Raw genomic sequence first — 16487 nt, 5'->3', positions numbered from 1 at the left:
GCGCTCGGGCATTCAGAACCGATAGGCGAGGCTCGCCTGCGGCACGTGGGTATAGGTGTCGCCGCCGGGGCGCGGGCGCAGTTGCAGAAGATAGCCGCCCGTCACCTCCAGCCTCTCCGCCGCGCGGTAGGTCAGCCCGGCGTTGAAGCGCCACTGGTCGATCCGCTGCGGCCCGCCGTCGTTGCGGTCGCGCAACTGGTATAGCAGCTCGACCGAACCCGCCGCCTTCAGCTTGGGCGCGACATCATCGCTCAGTTGTATGCGCTGGCGCAGGCGCAGCGCCATGCGATCTGATTCGTCGTAGAAGCGTTCCTCTATCCGGGTGCGCAGCGAGAGGATGCCGGTCGAATAGCCGACCTGCTGGTAGGGACGGATCTCGGTGAAGCCGCCGGTGTCGTGCACCTCCATCCCGCCGCCGATGGTGAACCCGTCGCCCATATCGCGGTCGACCACGGCGCCCACGATATATTCGCCGGGCCCGGCCTTGCGGCGTTGCTCGACTTCGAGTTTCAGGGCGGTCCCGGGCGCGATATCGCCCTTGGCGGACAGCTCGATCCAGAATTCGCTGTCGTCGGCGAATGCCGCGCTCGGTTGCAAAAGCAGGGGCACGGCGGCAAGTGGGAGGACGCGCGCCCTAGGGCTCATTGATCGCATGAAGAATCCGCACAGGTTGGTTTCGATTGCGACGCTCACATGACAGGTTTGTAACGGAAATGAAATTCTTCGCAGACACCGCCGACATCGCCGACATCAAGGATCTGGCCGAAACCGGCCTGATCGACGGCGTGACCACCAACCCCTCGCTCATCCATAAGTCGGGCCGCGACTTCATCAAGGTGACGAAGGAAATCTGCGGCATCGTCGATGGCCCGGTCAGCGCCGAAGTCGTCGCGCTCGATCATGAGACGATGATGAAAGAAGCCGACAAGCTGCGCGCCATCGCGGACAATGTCTGCATCAAGGTGCCGCTGACGCTGGACGGGCTGAAGACCTGCCGCGCGCTGACCGACGAAGGCACGATGGTCAACGTGACTTTGTGCTTCTCCGCCAACCAGGCGCTGCTGGCGGCCAAGGCCGGCGCGACCTTCATCTCGCCCTTCGTCGGTCGCCACGACGACAACGGCTTCGACGGGATGAGCCTGATCGACGATATCCGCCTGATCTACGACAACTACGCCTTCGACACCCAAATCCTCGTCGCATCGGTGCGGCACACGAACCACGTGCTCGAAGCCGCCAAGATCGGTGCTGACGTGATGACCGCGCCGCCCAAGGTGATCCGCAGCCTCGTCAACCACGTGCTGACCGACAAGGGTATCGAGGGCTTCCTCAAGGACTGGCAGTCGACCGGCCAGTCGATCCTCTAGGCCGGGGCACGACTTGAGCGAAGAAACCCCTCTCGACAGGTTCAAGCGTGCGCTGACCGGCGGCGCGCGGGCGATCGCGCGCGAGCCCGAGGTCGAAGTCGCGTGGAGCGCGGACCGTCCGGGGGCGGCGGGCAAGAACTTCCGCGTGCCGCTGCCCGGTCGCCAGCTGCCGCCCGAGCAAGCGGCCGAGGCGCGCGGCTTTGCGGACAGCTTCGCGCTCAAGATCCGCCTGCACGACAATGCGCTGCACGACAAAGGGGCGCCGTCGGAGCCGGTCGCGCGCGCGGTCTATGATGCGGTCGAGCAGGTCCGCTACGAAGCGCTGGGCGCGCAGGGCTTTGCGGGCGTGGGCGAAAACCTTGCCGCCGCGACCGAGCTGCGCGCTGCCAGCGACCCGATCGCCCGCGCCACCGAGGCGCGCGACGTGCCGCTTTCGACCGCCGTCTCGCTGATGATGCGCGAGGCGCTGACGGGCAAGCCGATCCCCGAGCGGGCGCGCAAGGGCGTCGAACTGGTGCGCGGCTTCATCGACGAGCGCACCGGGGGCGACTTCGCCTCGCTGGCCGACAAGCTCGACGACCAGAAGGCCTTTCAGGACCTTTCGATCGAGATGCTGCGCCAGCTCGACCTGATCGAAGGCGCGGAAACCTCGCCCGAGGATGCGGACGGGGAGGGCGACGACGAGGACGGCGAAAGCCCCGAGGACGATACCGACGAGGAGGACGCGGGCGACCAATCGCCGCAGCAATCGCCCGAAGCCGCCGCCGAGCAGGCTGAAGGCGATTCGGACGACGACGGGGAGGCCGAGCTGTCCGAAGAGGAAGGCGACAGCGACGACGCGGGCGACGACGGCGAAGAGGGCATGATGCCCGTGCGCCCCAACCGCCACTGGACCGACATTCCCGACGATTTCGACTACAAGGTCTATTCGAAGAAGTTCGACGAGGAGATCGCCGCGACCGAGCTGTGCGATGCCGAGGAACTTGACCGGCTGCGCGCCTATCTCGACAGCCAGCTGACCGGCCTGCAACATGTCGTCACCCGGCTCGCCAACCGGCTCCAGCGTCGGCTGATGGCGCAGCAGAGCCGCAGCTGGGATTTCGACCAGGAAGAGGGAATGCTCGATGCCGCGCGGCTGGCCCGAGTGGTCATCAGTCCCGGCCATTCGCTGTCCTACAAGGTCGAGCGCGAGACCGAGTTCAAGGACACGGTCGTCACGCTCCTCATCGACAATTCGGGCTCGATGCGCGGGCGGCCGATCTCGATCGCCGCGATCAGCGCGGACATTATCGCGCGCACGCTGGAGCGGTGCGGGGTGAAGACCGAGATCCTCGGCTTCACCACCCGCGCATGGAAGGGCGGGCACACGCGCGAGAAGTGGCTCGCCGACGGCAAGCCGCAGCAGCCCGGCCGCCTCAACGACCTGCGCCACATCGTCTACAAGCAGGCCGACGAGCCGTGGCGCCGCGCGCGCCGCAACCTCGGCCTGATGATGCGCGAAGGCCTGCTGAAAGAGAACATCGATGGCGAGGCGCTGATGTGGGCGCACCAGCGCCTACTCGCCCGGCCCGAGGATCGCCGCATCCTGATGGTCATCTCCGACGGCGCTCCGGTGGACGACAGCACGCTATCGGTGAACCGCGCAGGCTACCTTGAGGCGCACCTGCGCAAGGTGATCGACTGGATCGAGAAGGCCAGCCCCGTCCAGCTCGTCGCCATCGGCATCGGCCACGACGTGACGCGGTACTACAAGCGCGCGGTGACGATCATGGACGTCGAGCAACTGGGCGGAACCATGATTGGCCAGATGGCGGACCTGTTCGAGGTAGAGGGGTAAAAAGATCGGCCTTTTCCGAGATATAGCTGGAAATACGGTTTTGATCGGGGCAACATTCTCCGACGCGAAGGCATGCGAGCGCGCAAAGCGCTAAGGGGGGGAATGGGCGATGAAGAACGGTTTGGCGGCGGTGGCTCTTGCTTGCCTCGCGCTCGCGGGATGCGGTGCAGACGGCGGTAGCTCATCGGGATCGGGCGTGCCGCCGATCTCCGGAACTCCCACTCCCACTCCCACGCCGGTGCCCACCCCGACCCCCACCCCTACATTCGACTACCAGACCGCCTATGATCCGGCGCGGGATTTCAGCTACGAGCTTTTCGGCGCCGAGATCGCTCATCTGAAGTCGGCGGACGGCACGACCAACACCTTCATCGAATCCTATCTGTACGACAACGACCTGGTGCTCGGGCGTAGATACGCCCGCTATCGTGCAGAGGCTGGCACCTTTTCACTGGCGGCCGGTTTCGACACCTATTCGGATTTCTCCGCAAGCGACTTGCTGCAGCGCGACGAATACCAGCTGAACTATCGCCGCGAAAACGGAATGGAACGCCGGCACGCGTATGCCTTCAGAGCGTGGCAGGACAGGCCGGGTTCCGGCCTCGATCAGGTACATACCCTTGCGATCTTCTATACGGAAGAGGCGGTTCCGCGCCGGGGGGAGAGGCAATACCGCCACGCCCGTTTCATAACCGGAACGCCGACCCTTCAGGAAGACATGGCGACGAGCGGCCGCCTGAGGCACCAGGCTTGGGCTGCGATGGACGTCGTGGATACTGCGCTCGGCAACCGGATGGTGACATATCGCGAGAGACGGGACTCAGACGATATCAACGATGCTGAATTCAGCACGTTGGTCTTCGATTTCGAAAGCGGAACGCTCACCGGAACTATCACGATGCAGTCTCAGGTACTCGCCGACGAAACGCCAACCGACATAACCTTCGATGTCGACGCGAAATTGGTCGATGGCGGGCCGATGCTGGAAGGGACGGTCCGTAGCACGGATGGCCGGGGTGGCCCGATCGCAGGATCGCTCAATGGGCCGCAGGGACGCGAATTGGGTTTCGCATTCACGCTTCGGAAGGGAGAATCTCACGCTACCGGGGTGCTCGCCGCCCGCGCCGTGGGGAAGCGATACTGAGATGGAATGGCCGATATTCGAATGATTCGAAGCGCTGCCATCCTTGTCGCGGCGCGCGCCGGTCGGTAGCTCTTTCGCATGAGCAGTCAATCAAGGTCCGTCTCGCAAGCTGTCCGCACCCGCCGCTCCGTGCGCGAATTTCTCGATACGCCCGTGCCGCTGGAAACCATCCGCCGCGTGATGGACACAGCGCGCTGGGCGCCCTCGGGCTGCAATTACCAGCCGTGGGAAGCGACGATCCTGACCGGCGAGCCGCTCGCGGCGCTGCGCGACAGGCTGGCCGGCACGCCCATGCAGCAGCCCGAATACGACTGGGACGGACCCAAGCAGGACGATAAGTACAAGGCGCGGCTCTACGAACTCGGCGCCTCGATGTTCGAATCGCTGGGCATCGAGCGCGAGGACAAGGCGGGCCGCGCCGCCGCGATGGGCCGCAACCTCACCAGCTTCGGCGCGCCCGTTCTGCTGCTGTGCTACTTCCCGCGGATCGTGAAGGAAGCGCAGTGGTCCGACACGGGCATGTGGCTCCAGACCATCATGCTGCTGCTGCGCGAGGAGGGGCTCGATTCCTGCCCGCAGGAATTCCTCGCCTACTACGCCGATCCGATCATGGAGCACATCGGAGTGAGCCAGGACACGCACATGTTTTTCTGCGGTATGGGTATCGGCTATCGCGACCCGGACGCGCCGGTAAACGACTTCGAGCGCAACCGCGTGCCACTGGAAGAGCACGTGCGTTTTGACGGCTGGAGATAGTTCTGTCGCGGAACCGTGTGTGCCTTTGGCGCGCTACTCCTCGAAGAAAAGGAGCGGACATGCGCAAATTGCAATGGACGACGGTTTCGATGGCAGCGCTGCTGCTTGCGGCCTGCAACGGGCAGGACGCTGAGCCTGCCGAATCCGACACCAGCGGCGATACCGCTATTGAGCAGCCTGCGCCGACGCAGACACCCGATACAGCCGCAAACGACGTGCCCTCTTCGCCCACCCCTCCCGACGCCGAATATGCCAATAGTCGCCCTCCGCTCGACAACAGCCGAGCGCAGGCGACCGAAGGATCATGCCTTGCCGAACTGGGGCGCGAAGAGGCGGAAGCGCTGTCGGAGCAATGCTATACAATGTCCCCCGCCACCCGGCCGCCGTGCAATATCCAGAATTCGTGCGAGCGCATCCGCGAGGAGCTGAAGCGCGGCTGCGAATTCGGCGATATTTCGCGAAACCCGGACTACTGCGAGGGGCTCTAGCGCCTGGGCCTAGCTCCGCTCTTCCTTCGGTATCCGCCGCACGATGTCGGGATCGCGCCAGATCATCACCCCCATGGTGACGAACCAGCCGAGCTTGCCGAAGGCGAGCGCGCGTTCGTAGAGGCCGTCCCATGCGGTGGGCGCCACGAACAGGAAGGGCGCGGCAATCGCCCACAGCACGCCGCCGGCGTAGAGCGCGATGCCCAGCCGTCGCTCGATCTCCCAGAACTGGCCCGCGGTCAGCAGCACGGTGAGCGGGAAGGCCGCTCCCATGAAATAGACCAGCTTGTAGTGGATCTGCGGGCCATCGCCAGTCGAATAGGCCTCGTAGGCCGCGATCAGCGTGTAATCGACGGCGAGCAGCACCAGCAGGCCAGCGCCCAGGCGCCAGTCCCACCGGGTGACGCGCCAACGCAGCAGGCCGATTGTCACCGCGAGCACCCCGACGACGAAGGCATAGATGCCGAGGTCGGAGAGAATGTCCCACTCGCCCGCGGCAAGGTTGCTGATCGTCTCGCTCGCCAGCCCCACCCGGTCCGACAGGCTTGCGCCCAGCAGGTCGCACGCGACCGAGATCGCGCAGCCCGCGATGGCCACGCCGCCGAGCGTGCGCGAAAGCGGATCGGTTCCGGAATCCTTGCTGATGGCGGTGCCTTTCGTCTGGCGGGTGTAGCGCTGGCCTGTTGCGTCGCGAGGCCGCTTGGCGCATCTGCGCCGCCATGACCGACGCGCCGCAACTCAAGCTCTTCAACAGCCTCAACCGCCAGCTCGAACCCTTCGTTCCTGTCCACGAGGGCGAGGCGCGCGTCTACACCTGCGGGCCGACGGTCTATAACTACCCGCATATCGGCAACATGCGCGCCTATGTCTTCGCCGACGTGCTGGGCCGCACGCTGAGCTGGACGGGACACAAGCTCACCCACATCATCAACATTACCGATGTCGGCCACCTGACCGACGACGGTGATGCGGGCGAGGACAAGCTGGAGAAGATGGCGGCCACGCAGAAGCAGTCGATCTGGGACATCGCCGAGCATTACACAAAGGCGTTCAAGGACGACATAAACGCACTCAACATACGTCAACCGGCGCAGTGGTCGGTCGCAACCGACTACATCGAGGAGATGATCGACTTCGCGAAGAAGATCGAGGCGAAGCACTGCTACCAGTTGGAGAGCGGGCTCTATTTCGATGTCTCGACGGTGGAGGATTACGGTCGTCTGGCGCGTGCCGTGACCGAAGAGGGCGAGGGCCGGATCGATACGGTCGAGGGCAAACGCAACGCCGCCGACTTTGCGATCTGGCGCACCACGCCCGAGGGCGAGACGCGGCAGATGGAATGGGATTCGCCGTGGGGCCGGGGCGCTCCGGGCTGGCATCTCGAATGCAGCGTGATGGGCGGCAAGCTGCTCGGCTTCCCGTTCGACATCCACACCGGCGGGATCGACCACCGGGAGATCCATCACCCCAACGAGATCGCGCAGAACCAGGCCTATTGCGGCTGCGGCGGGCTGGACGATGCCGCGCATTCGGGCGCCAAGATCTGGATGCACAACAACTTTCTCGTCGAGCGGTCGGGCAAGATGAGCAAGTCGTCGGGCGAGTTCCTGAGACTGCAGCTGCTGATCGACAAGGGCTACCACCCGCTCGCCTACCGGATGATGTGCCTGCAGGCGCACTACCGCAGCGAGCTGGAGTTTTCGTGGGAGGGGCTGGGTGCGGCGCTGACGCGGCTCAAGCGGATGGTGATAGGGGTCGAGAAGCTCCGGGGAGTTGCGATGCTGCCAGAGGACAAGGGCCCCGACCTCGCTGGACTAAGCGGATTAATTTCTAACGATCTGAACACTCCCGAAGTGCTCACACTTTTGGAAGACTGGCTCAAACGAGATTTTGTCCATGAAGGTCATAGATGGGAAGCGGTGCAAGAGGTTGATAAAATCTTGGGTTTGAAGCTCGACACTCTCACCCGCGAAGACCTGCGCATTCGCCCGAAGGACGCAGTCATCACCGAAGACGAAATCGAACAGGCCCTCGCCGACCGCAAGGCTGCGCGCGCGGAGAAGGACTTTGCCACCTCCGACGCGATCCGTGACGAGCTTACCGCCAAGGGCGTCGAGGTGATGGACGGCGACCCGCTCGGCTGGGAGTGGAAGCTTGCGTGAGGCCATACCGTCACCCCGGACTTGATCCGGGGTGGTGCTTCACTTCTGTTCCGTCCGCGTGAAAGAGAAGCCCAGGCCCGGATCGAGTCCGGGCCGACGAGACAAGAGAGGTTGAGCCTTTGACCACCGCAGTCCTGTCTGTGCTGATCCGCCCGCTGGTCGAGCCGCGGCTGCCTGACTGGGTCGAACCGCTGTGGTTCGCGAGCAAGGAGGAAGCGATCGAACTCGCGCCGCGTGCGGAGATCGGCTGGTTCGACTTCAACCAGCCCGGCCCGATGTGCGAGGTGGTGGCCGCGGCCACGAACCTCAAATGGCTCAATTCGATCTATGCCGGGCTCGATTTCCTCCCGCTCGACCTGCTGGAGGAGCGCGGCACGATCGTCACCAATGGCGCTGGCATCAACGCGATCACTATCGCCGAATATGTCGTCATGCTGATGCTGACACACGCCAAGGGCTACCGTGACGTGGTCCGCGCGCAGGACCGGCACGAGTGGCTGCAGGACAGCCCGGGCAAGCGAGAGCTTGCGGGCGAGCGGGTGCTGCTGCTCGGCCTCGGCGCGATCGGCCAGCTGGTGAAGACCCGGCTCGAAGCCTTCGACATGGAGGTCGTGCCCGTGCGCCGCTCGGGCGCGGACGGCGCGCTGAAGCCCGACGAGTGGCGCGGCAAGCTGGACGCGTTCGACTGGGTCGTGCTCGCGGTGCCCTCCACCCCCGAAACGCACCACATGATCGGTGCGGACGAACTCGCGGCGATGAAGGCCAACGCCGTGCTGGTGAACATCGCGCGCGGCGACGTGGTCGATCAGGATGCGCTGGTCGAGGCGTTGCAGGCCAGGCGGATCGAGGCCGCGCTGCTCGACGTGACCGACCCGGAGCCGCTGCCCGAGGATCATCCGCTGTGGAGCCTCGAGAACGCTCAGATCACGATGCATTTGTCGGGCCGCGCGCAGACGAAGATGTTCCAGCGCTCTGCCGACCGCTTCATCGCAAACCTTGCCAGCTGGCACGCAGGCGAACCGGTCGAGCCGCGCTTCGACCCCGCACTGGGATATTGAGGCGGAGAAACAAATCGGCGCGCCCGCCCGTATAGATCGTGCATCCAACGATGGGAGGGGACCGATGAACGACGCACCCGCGACAAAGACCAGCGACCTGATGGTCGAGTGCCTCGAGGCGGAAGGCATCGAATATGTCTTCGGCGTCCCTGGCGAGGAAAATCTCGACCTGCTCGATTCGCTCTCGCGCTCCGACATTCGTCTGGTGCTCACCCGGCACGAACAGGGCGCGGGCTTCATGGCCGCGACCTATGGCCGGCTGACCGGCAAGGCGGCGGTGTGCCTCACCACGCTCGGCCCGGGCGCGACCAATGCGCTGACTGCGGTCGCCTATGCCCAGCTCGGCGGAATGCCGATGCTGACCGTGACCGGGCAGAAGCCGATCAAGCATTCCAAGCAGGGCCGTTTCCAAATCCTCGACGTGGTCGCGATGATGCACCCCGTCACCAAGTTCGCGCACCAGCTGGCGAGCGGCGAGACGCTGCCCGCTCGCGTGCGCGAGGCGGTGCGGCTGGCGCAGGAAGAGCGGCCCGGCGCGACCCACCTCGAACTGCCCGAGGATATTGCGGCGGAGGAAACGCATGGCGCGCCGCTCGCCCCGTCGGTCGCGCGCCGTCCCTCGGCCGAGCCCAAGGCGGTGCGGATCGCGGTCGAGGCGGTGGAAGCCGCGAAGAAGCCGCTGCTGGTGATCGGCGCGGGCGCGAACCGCAACATGGCGAGCAAGATGCTCGGCGAATTCGTCGACAAGACGGGCATTCCATTCGTCACCACCCAGATGGGCAAGGGCGTGCTGGACGAGGAACGGCCGCTGTTCCTCGGCTGCGCTGCGCTGTCTTCGGGCGATTTCGTCCACCGGGCGATCGAGGAAGCGGACTGCATCCTCTCGATCGGGCACGACGTGATCGAGAAGCCGCCCTTCTTCATGCACCGCGACGACAAGCGCACCGTGATCCACGTGTCGTACAACACGGCGGAGGTGGACCCGGTCTACTTCCCGCAGATCGAGGTGATCGGCGATATCGCCAACGCGATCTGGCAGATGAAGGAAGCGATCACCCGCCAGGACGATTGGGATGCGGGCTGCATGCTGCGCTACCGCGAGGCGGAGCTCGAGCATTCAGACGCGTTGATGGCGGACCGGCGTTTCCCGATCTTCACGCCCTTCCTCGTCGGCGCGATCCGCCGGGCGATGCCGAAGGACGGGGTGGTCTGCCTCGACAACGGGGTCTACAAGCTGTGGTTTGCGCGCAACTACATGGCGCACCTGCCCAACACCATCCTGCTCGACAATGCGCTCGCCAGTATGGGCGCAGGGCTGCCGAGCGCGATCGCCACCGCGCTGGTCCATCCGGAGCGCAAGGTGATGGCGGTGTGCGGCGATGGCGGCTTCATGATGAGCGGGCAGGAGCTGGAAACGGCGGTGCGGCTGGGCGTCGACCTGACCGTGCTGATCCTGCGCGACGATGCCTATGGCATGATCCGCTGGAAGCAGAAGAACATGGGGCTGGCCGACTATGGCCTCACCTTCGATAACCCCGATTTCGTGAACTATGCGCGCAGCTTCGGCGCGCATGGCCACCGCGTGGAAAGCGCCGACCATCTCGAACAGCTGCTGGCGCAGTGCCGCGATGCGGGCGGGGTGCACCTGATCGACTGCCCGGTCGACTATTCGCAAAACGATTCGCTGCTCAACCACGAGATCAAGGAACGCAGCGCGCAGCTTTGAGGTTGCCTTGGTGAAGGAGATTGCCCCCGTGCCAGAGCTCAAGGACACTTACCCCCTCTACCTTCGCAACGAGGCCGCGCAGCCCAACACCGATCTCGAGGTGACGGACAAGTACACCGGCGAGGTCGCCTTCCGCACCGCGCTCGCCACGCCAGAGATCATCGACGACGCGATCGTCGGCACGGTCGAGGCGACGGAGCCGATGGCGCGGCTCGCCAGCTACCAGCGGCAGGACGTGCTGATACACTGCGTGAAGCGATTCGAGGAACGCTTCGACGAGCTTGCCTACGCGCTGTGCGTCGAGGCGGGCAAACCGATCGGCGACAGCGAGGGCGAGGTCACGCGCCTGATCGACACCTTCCGCATCGCAGCCGAGGAAAGCGTGCGGCTGGGCGGCGAGGTGTTGCCGCTCGACATCTCCGAACGCGCCAAGGGCTACCAGTCGATCTGGAAGCGCGTGCCCATCGGTCCGTGCAGCTTCATCTCTCCTTTCAACTTCCCCCTCAACCTCGCCGCGCACAAGATCGCACCCGCACTCGCGGTCGGCTGCCCCTTCATCCTCAAGCCCGCGAGCAAGACGCCGTTGGGCGCGATCATCATCGGCGAGGTGCTGGCCGAGACTGACCTGCCGAAGGGCGCCTTCTCGATTCTGCCCGCCAGTCGCGACGGCGCGGACCTGTTCACCACCGACGAGCGGCTCAAGCTGCTCAGCTTCACCGGATCGGACGAAGTTGGCTGGGCGCTCAAAGCCAGGGCAGGCAAGAAGAAGGTCGTGATGGAGCTGGGCGGCAATGCCGCGGTCATCATCGATCGCGATGCGGACCTCGAGGATGCGCTGCCGCGCGTCATCAAGGGCGCCTTCTACCAATCCGGCCAGTCATGCATCTCGGTCCAGCGCATCCTCATTCACGAAGACGTCTACGACGAATTTCGCGACATGCTGGTCGAGGAAGCCCAGAGCCTCGTCGCGGGCGACCCCAAGGACAAGGACACCTTCATCGGCCCGATGATCGACGACGGCGAGGCCGAGCGGGTCGAGGCCTGGACGAAGGAAGCGCTCGACCATGGTGCGAAACTGCTGTGCGGCGGAACGCGCGACGGGCGAATGATCCCTGCAACCCTGCTCGAAAATGTCGACCGCGATGCCAAGGTGGTGAACGAGGAAGTGTTCGGGCCGCTGGCGGTCCTCATGAAGTTCTCCAACTTCGACGAGGCGATCGAGGAAACCAACCGCTCCGAATTCGGGCTGCAGGCGGGCATCTTCACGCGCGACCTTTTCAAGATGTTCGATGCGTGGGACCGGCTGGATTACGGCGGCATATGCATCAACGAGATCCCAAGCTACCGCGTCGACAACATGCCCTATGGCGGGGTCAAGAACTCCGGCCTCGGGCGCGAGGGCGTGCGCTTCGCGATGGAGGACATGACCGAGATCAGAAACCTCGTGATCCGGCGGTGACCGGGCAGGCCGGGATCAGGGCCGGGGGACGATCATCAGCCGGTAGGGGATGTAAAGCAGCACCTCGCCCGGCCCCGATCGCGCCCACTGCACCGGCATGTTGAGGCCTTCGACCTCGACCGCGTAGCCATCGCCCATGCGTCGCGCCATTTCTGCGGAGTCCTGCGCGATCCGTTCGGCGATCTGCGGGCGATAGCTGTCCGGCCCGACGATCGAGAGCGTCGAATCGCCCCATTCGTCCATCTGCGCACGCCCCACCTCGGGCACCGACTCGATGAAGCGCGCGATCTGCGCCTCGGCCTGCTCGCCCGACTGAGTCCCGGCGAGCCGCGCCTTGACCAGGAACACCACCCGCTCGCTATCGGGGCGATTGTCGTTCTGGAGCGCGATTTGCTCGAGATTGGCCGGCGTCAACGTGGTCAGGATGTAGTCGCCATACGCCAGTTCGACTCCGGCTGCACTGGCGCGGCGCACCGCATCGGAGAGCATCGAGCGGATCTCCCGGCGGCGCTCGGCCTGATCGCGCGTATCGCCACGTATGACGACCGACTGGACGAGGAAATCGGCCGGTCGCCGCAGGCCGACGGCGGGCATTGCGTCCGAATAGTCGTCCTGCTCGATGCGCGAGCCGGAGACGACGATCTCCTGCGCTTCGAGATCCTGCGCCGCCAGCGAACCGCCACTCCCGAGGGCCAGACATGCCGGCGCCGCGAGTCGGACCGGAAAAAGCTTTCCATTCATGACGATATCTCCCCCGCCAATGCGATGGGCGAGATTATCGCCGGACCGAGGAAGGTGGAAGCGAATACGTCCGCTGACACACCTGACACAGTGTCCAGGGGAAAGAGATTTCCCGCCGCACGCGCACGCGGGCCTCACGCATCGTCGAGCAGCAGCAATTCGCAGGTGACGGTGAGGCGCGGGCCCGAACCGTCGGCCGCTGCCTGTACGTGATCCACCGCGCTCACCGTGGCATCGGCCACCAGCCGCCCGGGCAGCGCGAATTCGTGATCGGGAAGCTCTGCGATCAGCGCCTCGCCCCCCTCGATCGCTTGCGGCGTGTCGAAGGTGATCCGCAGCGTGTGGCGCGCGCCGGCGAAGGTGATGCTCGCCCAGCCGCGCTCGCGGTGGTCGAACACGTGCCCGTGCCCGCCCGCGAGCGCGATGAGCGCGGCTTCGAGCCTTCCGGCATGGCCGCGGCGAGCGGCGGAAGGGGCGGGCGCGGGCAGAGCTTCACTGTGCATGCTGCGGCTCCCCCACATTCGCACGCCATTCTTCCATGAAGCCGTCGACGCGGCGCTCGGTCCCCGAACGCGGCATGCGGCCATTGCGCAGGTCGAGCACGAAGCGCGGATCGTGGGTCGCCAGCCGCCCGAACTTCGTTGCGGGCATGTCGAACTCACGCAGGAATTTCTCTATCCTTCGAATCAGCATATTTTTCCCTCACTCAAGATCGATTCGTCGCCGCGGTGAAGGATTGCTCGCCTGCGAAATCCTACTTGTCTAGGAAAAATCTTTTGTATAGGGAATTGCGTATGAACGAACGTCCTACATCCGTATCTGCCGACGCAAGCGACCCCGCACGCGAGCGGCTGCTCCAGCTGGCCAAGGGGCGGGGGGCCAGTCTTGCCGGGCTTTCCGCGCTTATCGGGCGCAATTCCAGCTATCTCCAGCAGTTCATCCGCAAGGGGAGCCCGCGCAAGCTGGAGGAGCAGGATCGGCGTACTCTGGCCGAATTCTTCGGAGTCGATGAAAGCGAACTGGGCGGCGCATTCGAGGGCTCAGGGGAAAAATCCTACACGCTACGCGGCGCCGCTGCCAACGACGAGGATTTCCACGCCATCCCCCGCCTCTCGCTCGCTGCCGCGGCCGGGCCGGGGCAGTTCGCGGGGGGCGAGGCGCCATTCGACAATTTCGGCTTCTCGGGCCGCTGGCTGCGCGAGAACGGCTTCGACCCCAAGATGCTTTCCGCCCTCACCGTGGAAGGCGATTCGATGGAACCGCTGCTGCGCCACGGAGACGAGATCCTCGTCGATCGCGGGTCGCGGTTCGAGCGCGACGGCGTCCACGTCGTGCGGCTGGGCGACACGCTGATGGTCAAACGGCTGGCGAGCGCGGGGGCGGGCCGGATCGCGCTGCTCAGCCAGAACCTCGCCTATCCGCCGGTGGAGGTGTCGCTTGACGAGGTCGAGGTGCTGGGCCGGGTCGTGTGGAAGAGCGGGCGACTATAGGGGCGTTCGTTCCGGGCAGCCGGATGCCATCCTTCAACGCGAGGCTATCGCAAACGGCGAGCGGCCGTTTATGCTGGCCGGCATGATCAATTCTCTTGCCGTCTCCGGGTATCGTTCCCTGCGGGATGTCACGATAGCGCTGGGTCCAATCAACATCGTGACCGGCGCTAACGGTAGCGGGAAGACGAGCCTGTATCGGGCGCTCAAGCTGCTGGCCGACGTCGCCGAAGGGCGTGCGATCGCAGCTCTTGCTGCAGAAGGCGGTTTGACATCGACGCTGTGGGCCGGCCCCGAAAAGTTCAGCCGGGCGATGCGCGAGGGAGAGCAGCCGGTTCAGGGGACGGTGCGAAGCGGCCCCGTCAGCCTCAAGCTCGGCTTTTCTTCGGATGACTTTGGCTACGCCATCGATCTTGGCCTGCCGACCCCTTCCCGCACCCGCTTCGGTCATGATCCCGAGATCAAGGTGGAAGCCGTCTGGGTCGGCGAAACCTATGGCCGAGCAAACGTCGTTGCGGCCAGGCGCGGTCACGGTGTCCAGGTGCGCAGCGCCGAAACGGGGGCCTGGTGCGACAGCTTCGGCGATCTCACGGCTTTCGACAGCATGATGACGCATTGCGCGAATTCCGCCGATGGTCTCGAACTGTTGCTGCTGCGCGACCGGATGCGTGCGTGGCGTTTCTACGACAACCTGCGCACCGACGTCGACGCCCCGGCAAGGCGCGCGCAAGTGGGCACCTTCACCCCGGTGCTCGCCAGCGACGGGTCGGATATCGGGGCGGCCATCCAGACGATCTTCGAAATCGGCGATGCGGAGACACTCGAACAGACGATCGCGGACGCGTTCGATGGGGCGGTCCTGTCGGTCAGCGACAGGTTCGAGATACAGATGCAGCAGCATGGTCTGCTGCGCCCATTGGTGGCGTCGGAGCTGTCGGACGGCACGCTTCGCTACGTACTCCTCGCCGCCGCTCTGCTCTCGCCTCGTCCGCCCGAACTGATGATCCTGAACGAGCCAGAGGCCAGCCTTCATCCAGACCTCCTCGATCCTCTGGCGAGCCTCCTCGTAAAGGCATCGCAGCGCTGCCAGATCATCGTCGTCTCGCATTCGGCGAGGCTGGTCGCCGAGCTTGAAAAGCATCCGGAAAGCCATTCGATCGAGCTTCGCAAGGAAATGGGTGAAACCGTCATTCCCGCGCGCGGCAGGCCAGAGTGGAAGTGGCCCTCGCGATAAGTACGGGCGAGCGACTGCTTGTGGCCGATTGCAGCGTCGGTGCGCCTTAATCAGGAGGGCGGCAGGCGGTGGTCAGGGTCTTGCAGCGAAACCATGTATTCGGTGACTCGCGCTACGTCCTCGTCGGTTTCGGCAAGGGCAGCGCGCTGCGCCTCGCTGGTCCTCGAGGCGACGGGCGGCGCAGCGCGGCCGACTGGCAGGCGGCGAGCGCGAGCGAACCCGGTTCTGCGAACTGGATGAAATGCGATTTCATGGCGGGCCGTCTCCTCCCTTACGCTTTGCCCGAGGCTATCGCTGCCCTTGCCACCGGTCCATCGGTGTTCCATCTCCACTCCATGACCGTGACCAACACTGCCTCCCCACCTTCGCCGATGAAAGCCGCGATCCTTCCGGTGACCCCGCTGCAGCAGAACTGCTCGCTGATCTGGTGCACCGAGACGAACAAGGCGGCGCTGGTCGATCCGGGCGGCGATCTCGACAGGTTGAAGGCCGGCGTCGCCAAGGCGGGCGTGGAGCTGGAGAAGATCCTCATCACCCACGGCCATCTCGACCATTGCGGGCAGGCGGGGATGCTGGCGAAGGAGCTGGGCCTGCCGATCGAAGGCCCGCACGAGGCGGACCGGTTCTGGATCAGCCGGCTCGACGAAGACGGCGCACGCTTCCAGATGGAAGCCGCGAGTTTCGAGCCCGACCGCTGGCTGGAGGATGGCGACACCGTCACCGTCGGCAATCTCACCCTCGAAGTGATCCACTGCCCGGGCCACACGCCGGGTCACGTGATCTTCTTCAACCGCGACCGCAAGTTCGCGATCGTGGGCGACGTGCTGTTCCAGGGCAGCATCGGTCGCACCGATTTCCCGATGAGCGATCACCAGAGCCTGATCGATGCGATCACGCAGAAGCTGTGGCCGCTGGGCGACGACGTCACCTTCATTCCCGGGCACGGGCCGACGAGCACCTTCGGGCAAGAGCGGCGGAGCAATCCCTTCGTGGGCGATGCGGCGCTGGAGGGTTAGCCAACGCGCTGA

Annotated in this window: 17 protein-coding genes; 12 read left to right on the top strand and 5 right to left on the bottom strand. The window is 65.1% G+C overall.

Annotation, left to right across the window (positions count from 1 at the left end):
• Window positions 1–12: 12 nt before the first annotated feature.
• Complete coding sequence (locus DL238_RS15580) at window positions 13–609, bottom strand: DUF2490 domain-containing protein (protein ID WP_234031146.1); 597 nt, start codon at window positions 607–609, stop codon at window positions 13–15.
• A 104-nt stretch (window positions 610–713) separates the two neighbouring features.
• Here DL238_RS15580 and fsa point away from each other — a divergent pair, with 104 nt between their 5' ends.
• From fsa to DL238_RS16455, 5 genes are all read left to right on the top strand, one after another.
• A complete protein-coding gene (gene fsa, locus DL238_RS15575) occupies window positions 714–1367 on the top strand; it encodes a fructose-6-phosphate aldolase (protein ID WP_115493339.1) in 654 nt (217 codons plus the stop codon).
• Window positions 1368–1380: 13 nt separating this feature from the next.
• Window positions 1381–3204, top strand: a complete 1824-nt coding sequence (cobT, locus tag DL238_RS15570; RefSeq protein ID WP_115493338.1) for a cobaltochelatase subunit CobT — start codon at window positions 1381–1383, stop codon at window positions 3202–3204.
• A gap of 109 nt (window positions 3205–3313) precedes the next feature.
• The gene (locus DL238_RS16530; RefSeq protein ID WP_115493337.1) at window positions 3314–4348 is read left to right on the top strand and encodes a transferrin-binding protein-like solute binding protein; all 1035 of its coding nucleotides are present in this window, start codon (window positions 3314–3316) and stop codon (window positions 4346–4348) included.
• 78 nt (window positions 4349–4426) lie between these two features.
• Window positions 4427–5104, top strand: a complete 678-nt coding sequence (locus tag DL238_RS15560; protein WP_115493336.1) for a nitroreductase — start codon at window positions 4427–4429, stop codon at window positions 5102–5104.
• Window positions 5105–5163: 59 nt separating this feature from the next.
• Window positions 5164–5592 carry a hypothetical protein gene (locus tag DL238_RS16455; protein WP_234031145.1) on the top strand — a complete coding sequence of 143 codons (429 nt, stop codon included), beginning with the start codon at window positions 5164–5166 and terminating at the stop codon, window positions 5590–5592.
• 9 nt (window positions 5593–5601) lie between these two features.
• Here the strand turns inward: DL238_RS16455 and DL238_RS15550 are convergent, their stop codons facing one another.
• Window positions 5602–6189, bottom strand: coding sequence for a DUF998 domain-containing protein (locus tag DL238_RS15550; RefSeq protein WP_115493335.1), 588 nt, complete (start codon window positions 6187–6189; stop codon window positions 5602–5604).
• Between the two features lie 122 nt (window positions 6190–6311).
• On the opposite strand from DL238_RS15550, the gene cysS reads away from it, so the two are divergent.
• The 4 genes from cysS to DL238_RS15530 all read left to right on the top strand — a co-directional run bounded on the left by cysS (window position 6312) and on the right by DL238_RS15530 (window position 11997).
• Window positions 6312–7754, top strand: a complete 1443-nt coding sequence (gene cysS / locus DL238_RS15545; RefSeq protein WP_115493334.1) for a cysteine--tRNA ligase — start codon at window positions 6312–6314, stop codon at window positions 7752–7754.
• 119 nt (window positions 7755–7873) lie between these two features.
• On the top strand, window positions 7874–8812 hold the full coding sequence (locus DL238_RS15540) for a D-2-hydroxyacid dehydrogenase (RefSeq protein ID WP_115493333.1): 939 nt from the start codon (window positions 7874–7876) through the stop codon (window positions 8810–8812).
• A gap of 64 nt (window positions 8813–8876) precedes the next feature.
• Window positions 8877–10538 carry an acetolactate synthase large subunit gene (locus DL238_RS15535; RefSeq protein WP_115493332.1) on the top strand — a complete coding sequence of 554 codons (1662 nt, stop codon included), beginning with the start codon at window positions 8877–8879 and terminating at the stop codon, window positions 10536–10538.
• 28 nt (window positions 10539–10566) lie between these two features.
• Window positions 10567–11997, top strand: a complete 1431-nt coding sequence (locus DL238_RS15530; RefSeq protein ID WP_115493414.1) for an aldehyde dehydrogenase family protein — start codon at window positions 10567–10569, stop codon at window positions 11995–11997.
• A 15-nt stretch (window positions 11998–12012) separates the two neighbouring features.
• On the opposite strand, the gene DL238_RS15525 is transcribed toward DL238_RS15530, so the two are convergent.
• From DL238_RS15525 to DL238_RS15515, 3 genes are all read right to left on the bottom strand, one after another.
• Window positions 12013–12738, bottom strand: coding sequence for a TonB-dependent receptor (locus DL238_RS15525; RefSeq protein WP_234031144.1), 726 nt, complete (start codon window positions 12736–12738; stop codon window positions 12013–12015).
• A 134-nt stretch (window positions 12739–12872) separates the two neighbouring features.
• On the bottom strand, window positions 12873–13241 hold the full coding sequence (locus DL238_RS15520; RefSeq protein ID WP_115493331.1) for a hypothetical protein: 369 nt from the start codon (window positions 13239–13241) through the stop codon (window positions 12873–12875).
• Window positions 13231–13431, bottom strand: a complete 201-nt coding sequence (locus DL238_RS15515) for a hypothetical protein (RefSeq protein ID WP_115493330.1) — start codon at window positions 13429–13431, stop codon at window positions 13231–13233. Before DL238_RS15515 ends, DL238_RS15520 begins: the two co-directional genes overlap by 11 nt.
• A gap of 101 nt (window positions 13432–13532) precedes the next feature.
• On the opposite strand from DL238_RS15515, the gene DL238_RS15510 reads away from it, so the two are divergent.
• The 3 genes from DL238_RS15510 (at window position 13533) to DL238_RS15495 (ending at window position 16475) form a co-directional block, all read left to right on the top strand.
• Window positions 13533–14228: a S24 family peptidase gene (locus DL238_RS15510; protein WP_115493329.1), complete on the top strand. Its 696-nt coding sequence runs from the start codon at window positions 13533–13535 to the stop codon at window positions 14226–14228.
• A gap of 82 nt (window positions 14229–14310) precedes the next feature.
• Entirely contained in the window at window positions 14311–15459 is a 1149-nt protein-coding gene (locus DL238_RS15505; RefSeq protein WP_115493412.1) for an AAA family ATPase, read from the top strand.
• Window positions 15460–15830: 371 nt separating this feature from the next.
• Window positions 15831–16475 (top strand): MBL fold metallo-hydrolase, encoded by a 645-nt coding sequence (locus tag DL238_RS15495; RefSeq protein WP_115493327.1) that lies wholly within the window; start codon window positions 15831–15833, stop codon window positions 16473–16475.
• The last annotated feature ends 12 nt before the right edge of the window (window positions 16476–16487 follow it).

Source organism: Alteriqipengyuania lutimaris, from assembly GCF_003363135.1.
In the GTDB taxonomy this organism is placed as follows: Bacteria; Pseudomonadota; Alphaproteobacteria; order Sphingomonadales; family Sphingomonadaceae; genus Alteriqipengyuania; species Alteriqipengyuania lutimaris.
The sequence above is the reverse complement of the archived record's forward strand: the minus strand, read 5'-3'. Positions and strand labels throughout refer to the sequence as shown.

Bases quoted from the DNA above. Each gene is read 5' to 3' on its own strand.
- DL238_RS16530 (WP_115493337.1), top strand. From the start codon at position 3,314: ATGAAGAACGGTTTGGCGGCGGTGGCTCTTGCTTGCCTCGCGCTCGCG.
- DL238_RS15535 (WP_115493332.1), top strand. From the start codon at position 8,877: ATGAACGACGCACCCGCGACAAAGACCAGCGACCTGATGGTCGAGTGC.
- DL238_RS16455 (WP_234031145.1), top strand. From the start codon at position 5,164: ATGCGCAAATTGCAATGGACGACGGTTTCGATGGCAGCGCTGCTGCTT.
- DL238_RS15510 (WP_115493329.1), top strand. From the start codon at position 13,533: ATGAACGAACGTCCTACATCCGTATCTGCCGACGCAAGCGACCCCGCA.
- DL238_RS15520 (WP_115493331.1), bottom strand. From the start codon at position 13,241: ATGCACAGTGAAGCTCTGCCCGCGCCCGCCCCTTCCGCCGCTCGCCGC.
- DL238_RS15525 (WP_234031144.1), bottom strand. From the start codon at position 12,738: ATGAATGGAAAGCTTTTTCCGGTCCGACTCGCGGCGCCGGCATGTCTG.
- cysS (WP_115493334.1), top strand. From the start codon at position 6,312: ATGACCGACGCGCCGCAACTCAAGCTCTTCAACAGCCTCAACCGCCAG.
- DL238_RS15560 (WP_115493336.1), top strand. From the start codon at position 4,427: ATGAGCAGTCAATCAAGGTCCGTCTCGCAAGCTGTCCGCACCCGCCGC.
- DL238_RS15515 (WP_115493330.1), bottom strand. From the start codon at position 13,431: ATGCTGATTCGAAGGATAGAGAAATTCCTGCGTGAGTTCGACATGCCC.
- fsa (WP_115493339.1), top strand. From the start codon at position 714: ATGAAATTCTTCGCAGACACCGCCGACATCGCCGACATCAAGGATCTG.
- DL238_RS15495 (WP_115493327.1), top strand. From the start codon at position 15,831: ATGAAAGCCGCGATCCTTCCGGTGACCCCGCTGCAGCAGAACTGCTCG.
- DL238_RS15505 (WP_115493412.1), top strand. From the start codon at position 14,311: ATGATCAATTCTCTTGCCGTCTCCGGGTATCGTTCCCTGCGGGATGTC.